Genomic DNA, 16,348 nt, shown 5'->3' on the forward strand with positions numbered 1-16,348 from the left:
GGATGACATCATGAGAGGCGTGGGACTCGGCATCAGTGCGCTGCTGCTGGTCGCGGCAGTGAGCGTGGCGCTGTGGCCAGTGGGGGAGAAGCCCGGGCGGGAGCCCCCGCGCCTGGACGTCGAGCTCGGCCACGAGGCCCTGGCCCAGCGCAGCGGGGCGCTGCTCGACGAGATCGTCTTCCTGCGCGAGACCGACCTTGGGCGGGTCACCGGGCTGATCGAGTCGGGCAGCCACCAGCTCTTCAGCCAGGGCATCTCCAGCCCCACGGTGGTCAACCGGCTGCGCGATTCGGTCTACGCCGACCACGACCTGGCCTATGGCACCTCAAGCGAGCTGACCCTCAACCCGGCCGGGCCGGCGCTTGCGGACGGCAGCCTCAACCCCTTCGCCCTGCCGGAGATCCGCGAGGCGCTCAACTGGCTGATCGACCGTCGCCACGTGGCCGAAGAGCTCTACGGCGGCCTGGCCGTGCCGCGGGTGCTACCGCTCTCCACCGCCTTCCCCGACTATGCGCGCCTGGCCGAGGTGTCCCGAGAACTCGAGCTGCACTATGCCCACGATCCAGAGCGGGCACGCGCGGCGATCGACGCCGGCATGCACGAGCTTGGCGCCCATCGTGAGCAGGGACGCTGGACCTGGCGCGGCGAGGCGGTGCGCCTGCGCCTGTTGATCCGCACCGAGGACGAGCGCCGCCGGGTGGGGGACTACCTGGCCAATCTGCTGCAGGATCTCGGCTTCGAGGTGGAGCGGCGCTACCGCACCGCCGAGGAGGCCTCGCGGCTGTGGATCGCCACGGACCCCGCGGCGGGCCACTGGCACCTCTACACCGGCGCCTGGATCTCGATCGTGATTCAGCGTGACCAGGCCGAGAACTTCAGCTTCTACTACACCCCCCGCGGGCGCGCCGAGCCGCTGTGGCAGGCCTACCGGCCGACGCCCGAGTTCGACGAGCTGGCCGAGCGGCTGTCGCGACGCGACTACCGGGACTGGGAGGAGCGCCAGGCGATGATGGCCGAGGCCCTGGCGCTGGCCCTGGAAGACTCCTCCCGGGTGTGGCTGGTGGATCAGCTCAACGCCTCGGCGCGGGCCGCCAACGTCGAGGTAGCCGCCGACCTGGCCGGCGGGGTCTCCGGCTCGGCGCTGTGGCCCTACACCCTGCGCTACACCGACCGCCTCGGCGGGCGCATGGTGGTGGGGCTGCCTGGCCTGCTGGGAGAGCCCTGGAATCCGGTGGCCGGCAGCAACTGGGCCTTCGACCGCATGATCTCCCGCGCCACCCAGGACCCGATGGTGCTGCCCGATCCCTATACCGGGCTCTACCACCCCCAGCGCATCGCCCGCGCCGAGGTGGCGGTGGAACAGGGCGTGCCGGTGGAGCGCACTCTGGAGTGGCTGGAGGTGACTCGCGAGGCGGATATTGCCGTGCCCGGCGAGGCCTGGATCGACTGGGACCCCCTCTACGGGCGCTTCATCACCGCCGAGGAGGCCCACCCCGAAGGGCTCTCCGCCCGCACTCGGGTGCGGGTCCACTACGACGCCGACCTGTTCGCCCGCCGTTGGCATGACGGCTCCTGGCTGACCCCGGCGGACTTCGTGCTGCCCTGGATCCTCGATTTCGAGCGCGCCAGCGAGACGAGCCCGCTCTTCGATCCCGCCCATCTGGCCACCTTCGAGGCCTACCGGCGCCACTTCCGCGGCTGGCGGATCGTGTCCACCGAGCCGCTGGTGATCGAGATCTACAGCGACCAGATCTTCCCCGACGCCGAGAGCATCGTCGCCGCCCGTGCGCCGAGTCCGCTGCCCTGGCACGTGCTGATGCTGGGGATCCTCGGCGAGCGCCGCGGCGAGCTGGCCTTCTCCTCCAACAAGGCCGACCGCCATCGGGTCGACTGGCTGAGCCTGGTGGCCGGCCCCAGCCTGCCGGCGCTGGCGCGGTTGCTGGAGCTGGCCAGGGACGCCACTGAACTGCCTCACGAGGTGGCCCTGGGCGAGTGGCTGACGCCGGGCGAGCGTGAGCGGCGCTTCGCGGCGCTCACCGCCTGGCATGAGGCGTTCGGCCACTTCTGGGTGGGCAACGGTCCCTATCGGCTGCACTCGGTGCATCCCGTTGCGGGCAGCGTGGTGCTGCGCCGCTTCGAGGGCTTCCGCGACCCGGCCGACCGCTGGCTCGGCCTGAGCACCGCACCCATCCCTGAGCTGGTGCTCGACGGCCCGCTGGTGGTGGCGGCAGGCGTTGCCGCGGCCGGCGCCGAGGGGCGTGAGGCCGCGGAGTTCCGCCTGCGCGTTACCGTGGAGGGCGTCCCCTATCCCGAGGACGCGCTCCAGGAGGTGCGCTATCTGTTGTTTGACGGCCAGGGTGCACTGGCCCACCGCGGCGAGGCCTTGTCGCTGGGCGACGGCGAGTGGCGGGTGCTGCTCGACGCCGAGACGCTGGCCGGGCTTGGCAGCGGCGCCAACAGCCTGGAGTTGGCGGTGACCAGCCGCCGGGTGGCGCTGCCGGCCTTCGCCTCCCATGTGTTTGCCACCGTGCCGCCCGGCGAGGAGGTGCGACGATGAAGCCCGAGGCCTCGACCCAACGGCCCTCTCTGCGCCGCGCCCGCCTGCGCGACCTGCGCCATCTGCTGCTCTTCGCCGTCCGGCGCCTCGTCGGGCTGCTGGCTACGGTGCTGGTGGGGGTCTACCTGACCATCGTGGTGGCCAACATGGGGGGCCAGGTGGATGAGCTGCGCCTGGTGCAGATCCGCAGCGAGGTAGTCGAGACGGTGCGCGCCGATCCGGCCTTCTTCGACATGCCCGGCGAGGAGCGCAACGCGCTGGTGGCGAGCCAGGTGGCCCTGGAGGTGGAGCGTCTGCGCCTCGACCAGCCCTTCGTGGTGCGCAGCCTCGACTACCTGCAGCGTGCCATGAGCCTCGACCTGGGTCGCGCCGAGCAGATGCACAGCGATCGCGGCTCGCGGGAGGTGCGCGACATCATCACCGAGCGCCTCCCGGCGACCCTGCTGCTGTTCGGTACCGCCAACCTGCTGGTGTTCTTCACCGCGGTGTTCGCCGCTTTGCGGCTGTCGCGGCGCTATGGCAGCGCCCTGGATCGCACGGTGATCGCGCTGGCGCCCAGTTCCGCCGCGCCGGGCTGGTTCTACGGCATCTTCCTGATCCTGCTGCTGGCCTTCGTGTTCCCGCTGCTGCCCGCCGGGGGCATGGTCACCGCGCCGCCTCCCGAAAGCCACCTGGCGTACGCCGCCAGCCTGATTCGCCATATGCTGCTGCCGGTGGCGGCCATGTTCTTTTCCTCGATCTTCGTTTCCATCTACTCCTGGCGGACCTTCTTCCTGATCCACTCGAGCGAGGACTACGTGGAGATGGCCCGCGCCAAGGGGCTCTCCTCGCGGCGCATCGAGCGGCGCTATATCCTGCGCCCGGCGCTGGCGCCGATCATCACCAGCTTCCTGCTGATGCTGATCGGCCTGTGGAGTGGGGCGATCATCCTCGAGCAGGTGTTCAACTGGCCCGGGCTCGGCTCGCTGCTGTTTCAGGCCATCGGCCACCGCGATACCCCGGTGATCATCGGCGGCGTGGTGATCTTCGCCTACCTGCTGGCGGCGACCGTGTTTGCGCTGGATATCCTCTATGCGCTGCTCGACCCGCGGGTACGGGTCAAGGGAGGTCGCCGATGAGTGACGTGACACAGCGCAGGGCCTGGCGGGAGCTGGCCCGCTACCCCTCGGCGCTGGTGGGCGTTCTGATCATCCTGCTGCTCAGCGGCGTGGCCCTTACCACGCTGGTGGTGATTCCCTACGGCGAGGCCCTTGAGCGCTGGCGGGGCGGCGAGATGTGGCAGCGCCACCCGGTCAACGCCTCCCCGGCCTGGGTCGACCGCCTGCGCGGCGGCAACGCCGCCCGCACCCTGACGGTGGCCAGCCGCGATGCCGAGGTCGAGGAGGTGTCCTTTTCGGGCGGGCGGCGGCTGCAGGTTCCGCTGGAGTTCGACTACGCCTATGGCGGCTTTCCCAGCGAGATCAATCTCTTCCTGGGCGCCGAGGGCCATGACCGCATGCCCTTCGTCAGGCTGCTGTGGCAGGCGCCGGACGGCCGCGAGGTGGCCCTGGGCGGCTACCGGGTCGGCCGCCAGGAGCGTGTCTCGATCTCCCAGGACCGCGGCCTGGAGCGGCGTCTGGGCGGTCTGGCGCCGCATATTGGCCTGCTGAGCGACCCCATGACAGAGGGTGAGCCCGAGGTGCTGGAAGGCCGCTATCGGCTGCTGCTCGACGCCGTGCTCTTCGACGAGCAGGCCGGGCTCGACGCCGAGCTGGTTCTCTACGGGCGGGTCCATGGTATCGCCGGCACCGACCACCAGCGCCGCGAACTCAGCCTGGCGCTGCTGTGGGGCACGCCGGTGGCGCTGGCCTTCGGGCTGATCGCCGCGGTGGGGACTACCCTCACCACCCTGGTGATCGCCGCCGTCGGGGTCTGGTACCGTGGCTGGGTGGATGCGGTGATCCAGCGCCTCACCGAGGTCAACATGATCCTGCCGGTGCTGCCGATACTCGTGATGGTGGGCACCCTATACTCCACCAGCATCTGGCTGATGCTCGGCGTGGTGGTACTGCTGGGCATCTTCAGCGCCGGCATCAAGACCTACCGCGCCATGCTGCTGCCGATCCGCGAGGCGCCCTATATCGAGGCGGCACTCGCCTACGGGGCCTCGGATATGCGCATCGTGTGGCGCTATATGCTGCCGCGCATCCTGCCGGTGCTGATTCCCACCTTCGTGACGCTGATCCCCACCTTCGTGTTCCTGGAGGCCTCGTTGGCGGTACTGGGCCTGGGCGACCCCGAGCTGCCCACCTGGGGCAAGGTGCTCAACGATGCCCAGTCCCAGAGCGCGCTCTACAACGGCTATGTCTACTGGGTGGTGGCCCCGGCGATCCTGCTGATGCTCACCGGCCTGGGCTTCGCCATGCTCGGCTTCGCCTTGGATCGGGTCTTCAACCCGCGACTGAGGAGCCTGTGATGCAGGGCTCGTTGAAGGGAGGGTTTGTGACGGGAGAGCCCCTGCTGAGCGTGGAGTCGCTGTCGCTTCACTATCGCACCCGGGGTGGCGCGGTGCGCGCCGTGGACGGGGTCAGCTTCGACGTGAGGCGCGGCGAGGCGCTGGTGATCCTCGGCGAGTCGGGCTGCGGCAAGAGCTCGCTCGCCCGGGCGCTGATGCGCCTGTGGCCGCGCAACCTGGCCCACCACGGCGGCCGGGTCAGCCTGGGGGACACCCGGATCAGCGAGCTCTCCGACGAGCGCTTCCGCCGTGAGGTGCAGTGGTCGCGCCTGGCACTGGTGATGCAGGCCTCCATGAACGCCCTCAACCCGGTGATCAAGGTGGGCGAGCAGGTCGCCGAGCCGCTGCGCGAACTGAAACGCTGGCCCAGGCGCCGGGCGCTCGAGCGCGCCGCCGAGGTGTTCCAGCGGGTGGGGCTGCCGCTGGACTTCATGGCCCGCTACCCCTTCGAGCTCTCCGGCGGCATGCGCCAGCGGGCGGTGCTGGCCATGGCGCTGGTGGCCGAGCCGGAGCTGGTGATCCTCGACGAGCCGACCTCGGCGCTGGACGTGCTGACCCAGGCGGCGATCATGAACGTGTTGAAGGAGATCAAGGCGGAGCAGGGCACCAGCTTTATCCTGATCACCCATGACGTGGCCACCTCCAGCGAGCTGGCCGATCGGGTGGCGCTGATGTATGCCGGCGAGCTGGTGGAGGCCTGCAGTGCGGCGCGCTTCTTCGGTGAGCCGGCCCACCCCTACTCGCGGCTGCTGATGAAGAGCGTGCCGCGGCTCCACGAGCGTGAGCGGCCCCGGGCCATTCCTGGCCAGCCGCCGAGCCTGCTCGATCTGCCGGTCGGGTGCCGCTTCGCGGCACGCTGCCCGCAGCGCTTCGCCCGCTGCGCCGAGTCGCCACCGGCGTTTGTCCCGGAAGGGGGCGCCCTCGAGGGGACGGGTGAGAGCCGCCACCGGGTACGCTGCTGGCTGCATGAGGGGAACGGACAGGGAGGTGGGCATGGCTGAGCGGATCGCGACGAGCCCGGCGCCTGATGAAGAGGCATCCCGCGAGGAGGTCCCGCTGGTGGAAGCGCAGGGCCTGCATACCTGGTTCGAACTGCGCCAGTGGGGCTTCCTGCGGGTCGGGGCGGTGCGCGCCGTGGACGACGTCAGCTTCACCCTGGCCAGCGGCGAGGCGGTGGCCTTCGTCGGCGAGAGCGGCTGCGGCAAGAGTTCCCTGGTGCGCACCCTGCTGGGCCTGCACCGCCCGACCCTGGGCGAGGTGCGCTTCGAGGGGGTGTCCCTGGCCGGCCTGAAGGGCGCCGCCCTCAAGGCCTACCGGGCCAAGGTGGGCTATGTGCAGCAGGACCCCTTCGGGGCGCTGCCGCCCTTTCTGGACGTGCGCCGCATCCTCGCCGAGCCGCTCAAGGTGCACGGCGTGACGGATCGCGCCGAGCGCGAGCGACGCATCCGCGCGGCGCTCGCGGAGGTGCGGCTCACCCCGGTGGAGGAGTTTCTCGGCAAGTTTCCGCACATGCTCAGCGGCGGCCAGCAGCAGCGGGTGGTGATCGCCCGGGCGTTGATCCTCGAGCCGGCGCTGGTGATCGCCGACGAGCCGGTGTCGATGCTCGACGCTTCGGTGCGGGTGGAGATCCTCGAGCTGCTGCGCGGCATCCAGCGCACGCGGGGGCTGACCCTGGCCTTCGTCACCCACGACCTGGCCACGGTGCGCCACTACGCCGAGCGCATCTTCGTGCTCTACGCCGGCAAGGTGGTGGAGAGCGCCTCGGTGAATGAGCTGCTCGATGCGCCCCAGCACCCCTACACCCGGGCGCTGTTGGCCGCGCTGTCGGACCCGGACGCCGCCAACGCCACCCGCCTGCGCGAGGTGCCCGGCGGCGAGCCGCCGAGCCTGATCGACCCGCCGGCGGGGTGTCGCTTTCACCCGCGCTGTCCCCAGGCCATGGAGGGGCTATGCGACCGCGAGGTGCCCCCGGATTTCAGCCCGCGTCCGGGCCACCGGGCCGCCTGCTGGCTGCATGAGCCAGGCCCGGAGGACCCGGAGCGCCCCATCACCATCGACGGCCGGCAAGCGTCCGGCAGGGGAGGACCAGGGCATGAGTTTTCGCAATCCGGCCATTGATCCGGAGGCGCTGCCGACTCTCGCCTCGCTGCCACTGAGCCCGGTATCGCCACGCCTGGCGCCCTGTCAGGCCGTCATGGTGCTGGTGCGTTGGCTGGTGGTCACGGCGGTGGTGCTGCTCTTCCCGGTAGGCGACGAGGCGTTGGCCCACTGGCAGCCCTGGCTGGCCTCCGCGACGGGCGGTCTGGGCCTGATCGCCGTGGCGCTGGGCTGGGTCGAGGCGCGCCGCCGGGCCTATGGGCTCCGCGAGCATGATCTGATCTACCGCCGCGGCCTGCTGGTACGCCGCACCCAGGTGCTGCCCCTGGTGCGTCTGCAGCACGTCGAGACCCTCAGTCACCCGGTGGAACGCGCCTTCGGACTGGTGCGGCTGGCCTGCTTCACCGCCGGCGGGCGCGGTGCCGACCTCGTGCTGGAAGGGCTGCCGGCGCTGCGTGCCGAGGCGGTCAAGCAGCATCTGCTGGCCCATCTGGGGGGCGCGCCAGCCGAGCCGCCCCAGTCGGAGAAGACACCATGAGCGAGGAGGACGAGTCGGCAGCGTCCGACGCGCTCGCCCTGGCCGACTGGCAGCGTCTCTCGCCCTGGGCGATGGGACTGATGCTGGTCACGGCCGTTCTCTCCCTGGTGCGCCAGCACCTGCCGTTGCTGCTCGCGGCGGTGGCCGGACTGACCCTGGTCGAACCCATCGGGTGGCGTGAAGTGGCGGTGGGTGCGGCGCTGTTGCTGCTGCTGGGGATGCTGCTGAGCCTGCTCTATTACCGCCGCTTCCGTTTTCGCCTCGACGATGACGTGCTGGTCATCCAGAAGGGGCTCTTCGAACACCGCGAGTTCAAGGTGGCGGCTCGCCATGTTCAGCATATCGCCGTGCACCAGCCGCTCTTTCTGCGTCCCTTCGACGTGGTGCAGTGGCAGGTCGAGACCCTGGCCGGCGAAGCCTCGCGCATCGAGCTGCCGGGGATCCGCCGTGAACTGGCCAATGCCCTCGGGGAAAAGCTCCAGGTCGCTAACGAGGGTGAGCTGCCGTCCCGAGTGCCCGTCGGTGAGCCCGATATGGGGCAACAGCCCCTGTCGCGGGTGCGCTATGCCATTACCCCCCGGGGGCTGGTGCTGCACGGCCTAACCAGCCGCTCGATCTATGTGATCGCCGCCGTGCTTTCGCCACTGGTGCGGCCCCTCGAACGCTGGCTGCATGATCATCTGCCGCGTCTTGACCTGAGTGTCTGGCTGCCCGACTCGCTGCTGGTGGCGGTGGGCCTCGGCCTTGTCGCCGTGTTGCTGTTGCTGGCCGTGTTGTCGGTGCTGGCGGCCTGGTGGCGCTTCCACGGCTATGTGCTGCGTGACGAGGGCGATCGGCAGGTCCAGGTCAGCGGTCTCTTCCATCGCCAGGAGCAGGTCCTGTCGCTGGCGCGCCTGCAGGTGGTGGAATGGGTTCAGACCGGAATGGGCCGAGCGCTGGGACGCGGGTATCTGGTCTGCCATCAGTTCGGGGCGCTGGGCGGTCACGCCGCCGAGTCGAGGCGATTCCTGGTGCCGGGGTTGGCCCTGGCGGAGGGCGAGGGGCTGATCGGGGGGCTATGGCCGGCGGGCAAGAGGTTGCCGCCGCTGCTTCGGGTGAGTCGCTTGTATCGGCGGGTGTTGTGGCTGCGCACCCTGCTGGGACTCGGCGTGGGACTGGCGGTGCTGCTCTGGCTGGTGGGACCGACGCCCTTACCGCCCTGGGCCTGGGCACTGCTGGTCGCCAGCCTGATGGGGGTGGCGGCGGGCGTGGCCGAGCTGCGTTGGCAAGCGTTGGGCTGGGCGCAGTGGGGAGAGACCCTGTGCGTGCGACAGGGGCTGTGGGGCCAGCGCACCAGCGTCTTTCCCCTCTCGCACTTGATCTCGTTGCGCATCCGCCAGAGCTGGCTGCAGCGCCGGCGGGGGGTGGCCACCCTGCAGCTCCAGGTGGCCAATGGCCGGCTGACGCTGCCGTTCCTCGATGAGCCGCTGGCAAGGGCGCTGGCCGACCACCTGCTGGCCCGCGTGGAGAGCGTTACTGAGCACTCATCTGAGCCTCGGCGCCGAAGCGCTTGTGCAACCAGGCGTTGATGGCGTCGGATTCGTACATCCACTCTTCGCTGCCGTCGTCCTGGGTGATCTTCAGGCAGGGGACCTTGACCCGGCCTCCGCCTTCGGCCAAGGCCTTGCGGTGTTCCGGGTGGAGCTGGGCGTCACGTATCTCGATCGTCAGACCCAGGCGAGCGATCTCCTTGCGTACCTTGACGCAGAAGGGGCAGGTGCGGAACTGATAGAGGGCGAGGCTCTCGCAGGCGCGGTCGACCTCGGCCTGCTCCTCGGGACTGCGTTCGATGGACTTCGGTGTGGAGAGTTTCTCGGCGATCAGCACGACCGGCGCCAGCACCAGGCGCAGGCCGCGGAAGAAGGTGCGGATGATAATTCGCATCGGGTTGATGGACCTCAAGACGGTGAAGGAAACGGCGCCCATGATGCCTGCCCGGGCCGCGACTGGCTATCCCCGGCAATTATTGCGGGAACGCTACCCGCAGCGGATTCTCGCCTGCCGGCCAGGTGTCCGCGTCGCGGGTCTCGCCGTCCTCGCCCAGCACCAAGTGGCTGCGCTGGCCGTGGTGGCGCAGCCGGGCGGCGAGCATGGCCAGCGCCTCCGTGTCGTCGCCGCTGAGCAGGCCGATGGGGTGCTCGGGGTGCATCCAGAGCCGCGCCCGGCCGGCCAGTTCGAACCCTTCCCGGGGCGCCGGCGGGGCGGCGAGCCCCCGGTCCTGGCGCCACGCGGTGACCTGCGCGGTGGTGCCGACCACCAGCAGCGGCGTGCCGTCATCCAGCTCGGCCTCGGCGGGCCGCGTCTCGAGCCGGCGCCCCAGGGCGCGCCCGGCCAGCGCCTCCAGCTCCGGTGTCAGGGCCACGAGCCGTGTCTCCGGGTCGAGCAGCAGCCGGCGCAGCACGCTGGGCAGCTCGCCGGGGTGGCGCAGCAGCTGGGCGTCGGGGTCCACCTCCAGGGCCCGCGGTGTTCCGGCGAGCGGCAGCGCGAAGGGCTGGCGCCGGCCTGTCATCGGCTGGACCAGGGTCATCGGCCCCGCCTCCGTCTCCACCTCGAGGGTCACTGCCAGGGGCCAGGGGGCGTGCTCGCCGCGCTGGACCAGCACGCCGTGCAGCCAGCCGCCGCGCGGGCCGGGTTCGAACCGTACCGCTTCGAGGGCGAGTTCGGGGCGGCCGGGGCGGTCGCGCCAGGCGGCGAAGAAGGGGGCGAGGTCCTCGTCGGCCGCCTCGCTGAAGGCGGCCTCCAGGGCCTGCCAGTCGGCGGTGCGGTGCATCCAGCGCGACGCGAAGGCGCGCAGGGCGGCGTCGAAGGCGGGTTCGCCTAGCCGCTGACGCAGCATATGGAAGAGCAGGGCGCCGTGCTGGTAGCCGACCAGGCGGCCGGCCGGATCGGGGACGCCGCGAAACTCGCGCAGGGTCGGCTCGCGGTCGGTGGGCAACGCGGCGAGGTCGAGCAGCCAGCCGCGGCGCAGGTCGCTATCCTCGCCGGCGGCCTCGGCCACGGCGTGGTCGGCCAGGTAGGTGGTCAGCGCCTCGGCCCAGTTGCCGCTCGGATAGTCCACCTGCACGCCGGCACCCCACCAGGCGTGCATGATCTCGTGGGGCAGCGAGGTGTCGGGAATGAACGGCAGGGGAATCACGCGCTCGCCGAGCAGGGTGAAGCCGGGAAAGGCCAGTCCCACCGGCGCCGGCGAGGCGGCGATGCTGAAGCTGGCAAAGGGCAGGCGGCCCAGCCGGGCCTGGAAGGCGCCGAGATGGTGCGCCGCCCGCTCCAGGTAGGTCTCGCCGAAGGCGGCGTCCAGCGCCTCGGGGAAGAGCACCCGCAGGGTCACGCCGTCGACCTCGCGCTCGCGCAGCCGCCAGGGCCCGGCGGCGACCTCCACCTCGCGGGTATGGGAGTGGTGGAAGCGTGCCTGGATGCCGTCCTCGGTGTCCGCTTCCTCCACCAGCGAGCCGCTGCCCACCGCGCGCTGGCCGGGGGGCGTATGAATCTCGAGCGAAAGCGGCCCGGCGTCCTCGACCAGATGGGGATACCAGCCGCCGCGGGTGGGCAGGAAGGTGCCGGCCTCGCCGAGCCCGTGACGCGCTTCCCGCCCCGGTTCGGGAAGGGTCCCCTGCCAGCGCAGGGTCAAGCTGGCGTCGCAGGCCGGCACCACCCAGTGGCCGTTGCGGTCACGTGCCAGATCCAGCGCCTGCTCGCCGCAGCGGGCCTCGTCGACGGCGAGGCCATCGAGCAGCGCGAAGCGCCCGCCCTCGGGCAGCGGCTGGACCAGCTCGCCGGTCAGCCGGCGTTCGGTGGGGTCGAGGTGCAGCGTCAGCTGACGCTGGTGGCCGGGCGCTTCTCCCCAGGCGGGAGAGGCCAGCAGTGCGACCAGCACAGCCCACGGCAGGGGCGCGCGGCCGCGAGGCAGGGGCAGCGTCGTCATGGCGCTCAGCGGCCCTCGTCGCGCAGCGGGAAGCGGGCCAGCAGCTCCTCGGTGGCGCCGTCGCGGGTCACGGTGAGGGGCAGCAAAGTGCCGGGTGTCTGGCGACGCACCAGATCGGTGAGCTCTCCGGGGCGACGCACGGGCCGGCCGGCGGCCTCGACGATCAGATCGCCCTCGGCCAGGCCCAGCGTCTCGGCCAGGCTCTCTTCCATCACTCTGACCACCCGCACCCCGTCTGCGTGTGCGGCGATCAGAATGCCCAGCCGCTGGGGCTCGGGGGGCTCGAAGGCGGCTTCATCACCCAGGGTGAAGAGGGCGTCGGCCAGCCCCGTCGGCGGTGCACCGTCGGCGTCCTGGTGCCAGGGCAGTAGGCTGCTGGCGTCGTCGATGCCCAGGTCGGCGAGCTGATGGGGCACGCCGTGCCCGTAGGTGACGTGCCCCTGGCCCATCAGTCCCACCACCAGCGCTGCCTCCTCGCTGGCCTCGGCCAGGCCCTCGGCCATGGCGCGGTCCCACACCAGCTGGGCGTCGATGAAGCGCTCGAGGCCCGCCTCATATTCGCCTTCGCTGGGGTGGTTGGCGTAGATCTCGGCCAGCGCCTCGCGGTAGCCCGCCGAGGCCGGCGCCGGCGGGGTGATGCCGTGGCGCTCCGCCGCCGGGACCGCCTCCCAGCCCTCGTCGGTGAGCCGCTGGCGCAGCGCCGGGGTGACGTTGAGGGCCAGCAGCGGGATGCCCTGCATCCGAGCGAAGTGCAGGATCGGCAGGTAGGACTCGGGATCATAGCCCCAGGCGTCCAGCCAGTCGCTGTCGGTCAGGAAGGCGGCCTCGTCGAGCTCGCCGGCCACCCAGGCGTCCAACGCCGGCTGGGCCTCCCGGGGCAGCATCTCCAGGCCGATGGCCATCTCGGGTTGGCGGGCGTGCAGGCCGGCCAGGGTGTGCAGCTGCCAGCGGTGGTGGGCCAGGCGTTCGTGCTGCTCGCCGAGCAGCACTACGCGGCGCTCGGCCAGCTCGGCCATCAGCGTGGCGGTATCCAGCACCTCTCCGCCGCGCTGCCACTGGCCGGGGGCGGGGCAGGCGTCGGCCAGCGCGGCGGTGGGCAGGCCGGCAAGGGTCAGGGCGAGGAGGGGGGCGACCAGGGAACGGTAATGAGAACGGTAACGGCGATGGGGCATGGGAGCTCCTGACGGGCGAGTCGGCGGGCCTCAGGCCGCTACCATAGCGCAGTCGGCTCGCCAGCATGAAAAGGCCGCGATCAACGCGGATCGCGGCCTGGCAGGAGGCGCCGTGTGCGCCCGGGTCAGTAGTGGCGGCTGAAGCGCCCGTGGGGGCTGTCGTGCATCAGGCGGTCGAACTCCCGCCCGCTCATGTGCACCAGGGTCTCGTGGTCGCCGGCATCGAAGTAGACGTCCGGCTGGTGTCTGAGCATGTCGTCCACATAGACCTGCAGGCCCCAGGCTTGGCCCACCGGGGTGGTGGCGCCGGGGTCGCAGTCGCGGAAGTGATCCTGGATCTGCTGCTCGGAGGCCAGCGCGACCTTCTCGTGAATCAGCCGGGAAAGCTGCTCGAGGTCGGCGTCGCAGCTGCTGGGCACCACGGCGAGGCGATAACCGGAGTCGCTGTGGAGCATCACCGCCTTGGCCATGCGGTCGCCAGAGATGTGGGACTTCTCGGCGATACGGCTGGCGGTCGTTTCGCGGGGGTGGGGGAGCTCCTCGAAGTCGATATCGCAGGACCTGAGGTACTCCTTGAGGGTCATGGGTATGGTCATGGCACACTCTCCTCCGGCCGCAAAGGGCCGGCATCCATCGGTGATTGCCTCCTTTCCTGTCGTTGCGCGCATCCTTCCTATCAGGATAGTCGCTCGGCGCCGAGATACGCTTGATCTTGACCATCGCCGTAGCCGGGATGGCGCCATCTCGACCGATTTCCCGATACACTCTGCGCAGGTGAGCGATCGAATCGTCGGGACGAGGAGGCAGCATGGTGAAGTGGGTGGGCGGCGGTATCCTCCTGGCGGCGCTCGCGGTGGCGGGCTGCGGCGGTGACCCCCGGGCCAGCGAGGTGCCGCTGGCGGTGCTGGCCGGCAACCCGGAGGCCCACGACGGTAGCCGCGTGGTCACCGAAGGCGTGGTGCGCCACTTCGAGGACCCCCTGCACTACTGGATCGAGGACGAGGACCTCCACCGGGTGGAGATCTTCCCCCATGAGATGATCGCCCCGCACCTGGGCGAGGCGGTGCGGGTGGAGGGGCAGTTCGCCTTCTCCCGGGAGGCGGGGCGGCGTCTCACCCTCGACAGCGTCGAAGCGCTGGAGCCCCGGGACTAGCGCCGGCAGACGACCCTTCAGGAGGCCGAGAGATGCAAGGGCAGGCAATCCGGGACCGGCTCGCCGAGCGCGCGCAGCTGCCGCGTGCCGAGGGGCGCATCGACGCCATCGATCTGGCCCGCGGCATCGCCATCGCCCTGATGATCCTGAGCCACGCGGTGAGCGGGCTGCATGGCCTTCGCCAGCTGCCCGACTGGGGGCTGGTGCCGGTCCACCTTCTCACCAAGTTCTCCTCCTCGCTGTTCATCCTGGTCTTCGGCATCGCGCTGGCCGTGGCCTTCCTGCCCCGAGTGGGCGAGGCGGACTGGCCGCGGCGGCGCCTGAAGCTGATGCTGCGCGGACTGGAGGTGCTGTTCTGGTACAAGGTGCTGACGGTGGTGGAGATGCTGCCGCTCTTCCCGCCGGAGGACATCCTCGACGCCCTGCTCTATCAGCGCTTCCCGATCTGGGTCGAGATCCTGGGTTTCTACGCCATCGCCCTGCTGTGGCTGCCCTGGGTGCTGCCGCTGTGGCGGCGCCTGCCACTATGGTCTCGCCTGCTGTTGCCGGTGGTGATCGCCCTGGCCGCCGGCTGGCTGGAGCGCCACGCCACCTTCTGGGGCATCGAGCCGCTCAAGGCGATCCTGGTGGAGGATGCCGATCATTACACCTGGGGCCAGCTCTCGCGGCTGCCGCTGGTGCTGCTGGGGCTGCTGGTCGGTGAGGCGCTGCTGCGCGGCTACTGGACGCCGGCTAGCCGGCGGCGGCTGGTGCTCTCCATCGGCGGCGCCGGCGGGCTGATGCTGCTGGCCTTCTTCGCCCTGGCCCTTATTGCGGCCGAGACTACGACCCATGACGCCCTGATGGCGGTGGCGCGCAATGTCGGCAAGCACCCGCCGGAGCTCGCCTTCATGCTGTTCAGCCTGGGCGGGGCCCTGGTGATCCTGGCGCTCTGCCTCTGGGGCGGGGCGGCGGCAGCGCGCTGGCTCAGGCCGCTGACCCTGATCGGCGGCGACGCCCTCAAGGCCTTCGTGTTCCATATCGTGGTGATCTTCGGGGTCTTCCGCTACCTGCTGGAGGCCTGGCAGGTGTACAGCTACCCGCAGGTGCTGGGCATCGGAGTGGCGCTGGTGTTGGCCACCGCCGGCTGGATCGCCCTGACCCGCTGGTTTCGGGAGCAGCGTTCATGAGACACCGGGCGATGACCCTGTGGGTCGGACTGCTGGTTAGCCTGCTGCTGGCCCTGCCGGCCTGGGGCGCGCCCATCTGGGGTCCGGCGTTGGAGGCGCGATTGGCCGCGCTGGAGGCCGAGGGGGACGACGATCTGGGCCTGCACGTTCGGGTGCTGGGGGAGGGCGGCGAGCGCTTCGGCTGGCGCGACGACGAGACCTGGTACCTGGCCTCGCTGGTCAAGGTGCCGGTGGCCGTGGAACTGCTCGCTCGGGTCGAGGCGGGCGAGCTCTCCCTCGACGAGGTGCTGGTGCTGCGCGAGCGTGACTACGTGGACGGCGCCGGCCCCACCAACTGGGCGGAGCCCGGCACGGCCCTGACCCTGCGTGAGCTGCTTGAGCCGATGCTAATGGTCAGCGACAACACCGCCACCGACCTGCTGATCGGGCGCCTCGGCCTCGCGGCGGTCAACCGGCGGGCCGAGCATCTGGCGGGCGGCGGTCTCGGTCCCATCACCTCGCTGCTCGAGGTGCGTCGCGAGGCCTACGGCCGGATGCACCCGGCCGCGCGTGTCCTCACCGGCATGGACTTCATCCTGCTGCGCCGGACCGAGGAGGACGCGGCACGCCTCGACGCCCTGGCCGAACGGCTCGACGTGCCACGTGCGTCCCTTGCGCTGCCGAGCCTCGATGCCGCCTTCGACGCCTACTATGCCAGTGGGCTGAGCGCCGGGGCCAGTGGGCTGAGCGCCGGGGCCAGTGGGCTGAGCGCCGGGGCCAGTGGGCTGAGCGCCGGGGCCAGTGGACTGAATGCAGGACGCCTGAACGCCTTCGGCGCGCTGCTCGCGGCCATCGGCGAGGGGCGGGCGTTGGGCCCGGCGGCTACCGCCGAGCTGCTGGCCATCATGAGCGCCACCACCAGCGGCGATGCGCGCCTCAAGGCGGGCCTGGGCCCGGAGGTCCGCTTCGCCCACAAGACCGGCACCCAGCACCGGCGAAGTTGCGATGCCGGCATCGCCTCCCGCGGCGAGGGCGCCGCCGAACGCCGGGTGGTGGTGGTCGCCTGTACCCGAGGCGAGCGTGATATTGAGCGTTCAGAAAGGGTGCTGCGCCAGGTCGGGCGGGCGATCCGCGAAACGGGCGTGCTCGGTCCATGACGCGCTGCATGCATCCAGCCTATGGAGCGTCTAGGCGTGGTTGATTAGCATCCTGCGCGGTTCGCGGTACC

14 protein-coding genes are annotated in these 16,348 nt (G+C 70.9%); 10 read left to right on the forward strand and 4 right to left on the reverse strand.

The genetic code is table 11. The annotated features are described in order from the left end of the window. Nucleotides 1-10 precede the first annotated feature (10 nt). Genes ACM26W_RS08540 through ACM26W_RS08570 form a run of 7 tightly spaced genes read left to right on the forward strand, consistent with a single transcriptional unit; the run spans nucleotide 11 to nucleotide 9,254 of the window. On the forward strand, nucleotides 11-2,557 hold the full coding sequence (locus tag ACM26W_RS08540) for an ABC transporter substrate-binding protein (RefSeq protein ID WP_416140406.1): 2,547 nt from the start codon (nucleotides 11-13) through the stop codon (nucleotides 2,555-2,557). Next, nucleotides 2,554-3,675, forward strand: a complete 1,122-nt coding sequence (locus ACM26W_RS08545) for an ABC transporter permease (protein ID WP_416140407.1) — start codon at nucleotides 2,554-2,556, stop codon at nucleotides 3,673-3,675. The genes ACM26W_RS08540 and ACM26W_RS08545 overlap by 4 nt, the downstream gene beginning before the upstream one ends. After that, nucleotides 3,672-5,012 carry an ABC transporter permease gene (locus tag ACM26W_RS08550; protein ID WP_416140408.1) on the forward strand — a complete coding sequence of 447 codons (1,341 nt, stop codon included), beginning with the start codon at nucleotides 3,672-3,674 and terminating at the stop codon, nucleotides 5,010-5,012. The genes ACM26W_RS08545 and ACM26W_RS08550 overlap by 4 nt, the downstream gene beginning before the upstream one ends. Beyond that, nucleotides 5,012-6,052, forward strand: a complete 1,041-nt coding sequence (locus ACM26W_RS08555; RefSeq protein WP_416140409.1) for an ABC transporter ATP-binding protein — start codon at nucleotides 5,012-5,014, stop codon at nucleotides 6,050-6,052. Before ACM26W_RS08550 ends, ACM26W_RS08555 begins: the two co-directional genes overlap by 1 nt. Next, on the forward strand, nucleotides 6,045-7,169 hold the full coding sequence (locus ACM26W_RS08560; RefSeq protein ID WP_416140410.1) for an ABC transporter ATP-binding protein: 1,125 nt from the start codon (nucleotides 6,045-6,047) through the stop codon (nucleotides 7,167-7,169). The genes ACM26W_RS08555 and ACM26W_RS08560 overlap by 8 nt, the downstream gene beginning before the upstream one ends. Beyond that, nucleotides 7,144-7,686 carry a PH domain-containing protein gene (locus ACM26W_RS08565; protein ID WP_416140411.1) on the forward strand — a complete coding sequence of 181 codons (543 nt, stop codon included), beginning with the start codon at nucleotides 7,144-7,146 and terminating at the stop codon, nucleotides 7,684-7,686. Before ACM26W_RS08560 ends, ACM26W_RS08565 begins: the two co-directional genes overlap by 26 nt. Continuing rightward, nucleotides 7,683-9,254: a PH domain-containing protein gene (locus ACM26W_RS08570; protein WP_416140412.1), complete on the forward strand. Its 1,572-nt coding sequence runs from the start codon at nucleotides 7,683-7,685 to the stop codon at nucleotides 9,252-9,254. Before ACM26W_RS08565 ends, ACM26W_RS08570 begins: the two co-directional genes overlap by 4 nt. Here ACM26W_RS08570 and ACM26W_RS08575 read toward each other — a convergent pair. The 4 genes from ACM26W_RS08575 to ACM26W_RS08590 all read right to left on the reverse strand — a co-directional run bounded on the left by ACM26W_RS08575 (nucleotide 9,199) and on the right by ACM26W_RS08590 (nucleotide 13,415). Then, entirely contained in the window at nucleotides 9,199-9,609 is a 411-nt protein-coding gene (locus tag ACM26W_RS08575; protein ID WP_416140413.1) for a glutaredoxin family protein, read from the reverse strand. The genes ACM26W_RS08570 and ACM26W_RS08575 overlap by 56 nt on opposite strands. 79 nt (nucleotides 9,610-9,688) lie before the next feature. Then, complete coding sequence (locus tag ACM26W_RS08580) at nucleotides 9,689-11,647, reverse strand: M1 family metallopeptidase (RefSeq protein WP_416140414.1); 1,959 nt, start codon at nucleotides 11,645-11,647, stop codon at nucleotides 9,689-9,691. Nucleotides 11,648-11,652: 5 nt separating this feature from the next. After that, nucleotides 11,653-12,819, reverse strand: coding sequence for a ChaN family lipoprotein (locus ACM26W_RS08585; RefSeq protein ID WP_416140415.1), 1,167 nt, complete (start codon nucleotides 12,817-12,819; stop codon nucleotides 11,653-11,655). 125 nt (nucleotides 12,820-12,944) lie between these two features. Continuing rightward, complete coding sequence (locus tag ACM26W_RS08590; protein ID WP_416140416.1) at nucleotides 12,945-13,415, reverse strand: aminoacyl-tRNA deacylase; 471 nt, start codon at nucleotides 13,413-13,415, stop codon at nucleotides 12,945-12,947. Between the two features lie 212 nt (nucleotides 13,416-13,627). On the opposite strand from ACM26W_RS08590, the gene ACM26W_RS08595 reads away from it, so the two are divergent. From ACM26W_RS08595 to ACM26W_RS08605, 3 genes are read left to right on the forward strand one after another with little or no spacing between them, the layout of a single operon-like run. Beyond that, nucleotides 13,628-13,972 (forward strand): hypothetical protein, encoded by a 345-nt coding sequence (locus ACM26W_RS08595; protein ID WP_416140417.1) that lies wholly within the window; start codon nucleotides 13,628-13,630, stop codon nucleotides 13,970-13,972. A 32-nt stretch (nucleotides 13,973-14,004) separates the two neighbouring features. Beyond that, entirely contained in the window at nucleotides 14,005-15,141 is a 1,137-nt protein-coding gene (locus ACM26W_RS08600; RefSeq protein WP_416140418.1) for an acyltransferase family protein, read from the forward strand. Next, nucleotides 15,138-16,277 (forward strand): serine hydrolase, encoded by a 1,140-nt coding sequence (locus tag ACM26W_RS08605; RefSeq protein WP_416140419.1) that lies wholly within the window; start codon nucleotides 15,138-15,140, stop codon nucleotides 16,275-16,277. Before ACM26W_RS08600 ends, ACM26W_RS08605 begins: the two co-directional genes overlap by 4 nt. Nucleotides 16,278-16,348 lie beyond the last annotated feature (71 nt).

The organism is Halomonas sp. HK25, from assembly GCF_047795635.1.
Lineage (GTDB): Bacteria > Pseudomonadota > Gammaproteobacteria > Pseudomonadales > Halomonadaceae > Halomonas.

Bases quoted from the DNA above. Each gene is read 5' to 3' on its own strand.
- ACM26W_RS08565 (WP_416140411.1), top strand. From the start codon at position 7,144: ATGAGTTTTCGCAATCCGGCCATTGATCCGGAGGCGCTGCCGACTCTC.
- ACM26W_RS08575 (WP_416140413.1), bottom strand. From the start codon at position 9,609: ATGCGAATTATCATCCGCACCTTCTTCCGCGGCCTGCGCCTGGTGCTG.
- ACM26W_RS08580 (WP_416140414.1), bottom strand. From the start codon at position 11,647: ATGACGACGCTGCCCCTGCCTCGCGGCCGCGCGCCCCTGCCGTGGGCT.
- ACM26W_RS08550 (WP_416140408.1), top strand. From the start codon at position 3,672: ATGAGTGACGTGACACAGCGCAGGGCCTGGCGGGAGCTGGCCCGCTAC.
- ACM26W_RS08585 (WP_416140415.1), bottom strand. From the start codon at position 12,819: ATGCCCCATCGCCGTTACCGTTCTCATTACCGTTCCCTGGTCGCCCCC.
- ACM26W_RS08570 (WP_416140412.1), top strand. From the start codon at position 7,683: ATGAGCGAGGAGGACGAGTCGGCAGCGTCCGACGCGCTCGCCCTGGCC.
- ACM26W_RS08540 (WP_416140406.1), top strand. From the start codon at position 11: ATGAGAGGCGTGGGACTCGGCATCAGTGCGCTGCTGCTGGTCGCGGCA.
- ACM26W_RS08605 (WP_416140419.1), top strand. From the start codon at position 15,138: ATGAGACACCGGGCGATGACCCTGTGGGTCGGACTGCTGGTTAGCCTG.
- ACM26W_RS08545 (WP_416140407.1), top strand. From the start codon at position 2,554: ATGAAGCCCGAGGCCTCGACCCAACGGCCCTCTCTGCGCCGCGCCCGC.
- ACM26W_RS08600 (WP_416140418.1), top strand. From the start codon at position 14,005: ATGCAAGGGCAGGCAATCCGGGACCGGCTCGCCGAGCGCGCGCAGCTG.
- ACM26W_RS08595 (WP_416140417.1), top strand. From the start codon at position 13,628: ATGGTGAAGTGGGTGGGCGGCGGTATCCTCCTGGCGGCGCTCGCGGTG.
- ACM26W_RS08555 (WP_416140409.1), top strand. From the start codon at position 5,012: ATGCAGGGCTCGTTGAAGGGAGGGTTTGTGACGGGAGAGCCCCTGCTG.
- ACM26W_RS08560 (WP_416140410.1), top strand. From the start codon at position 6,045: ATGGCTGAGCGGATCGCGACGAGCCCGGCGCCTGATGAAGAGGCATCC.
- ACM26W_RS08590 (WP_416140416.1), bottom strand. From the start codon at position 13,415: ATGACCATACCCATGACCCTCAAGGAGTACCTCAGGTCCTGCGATATC.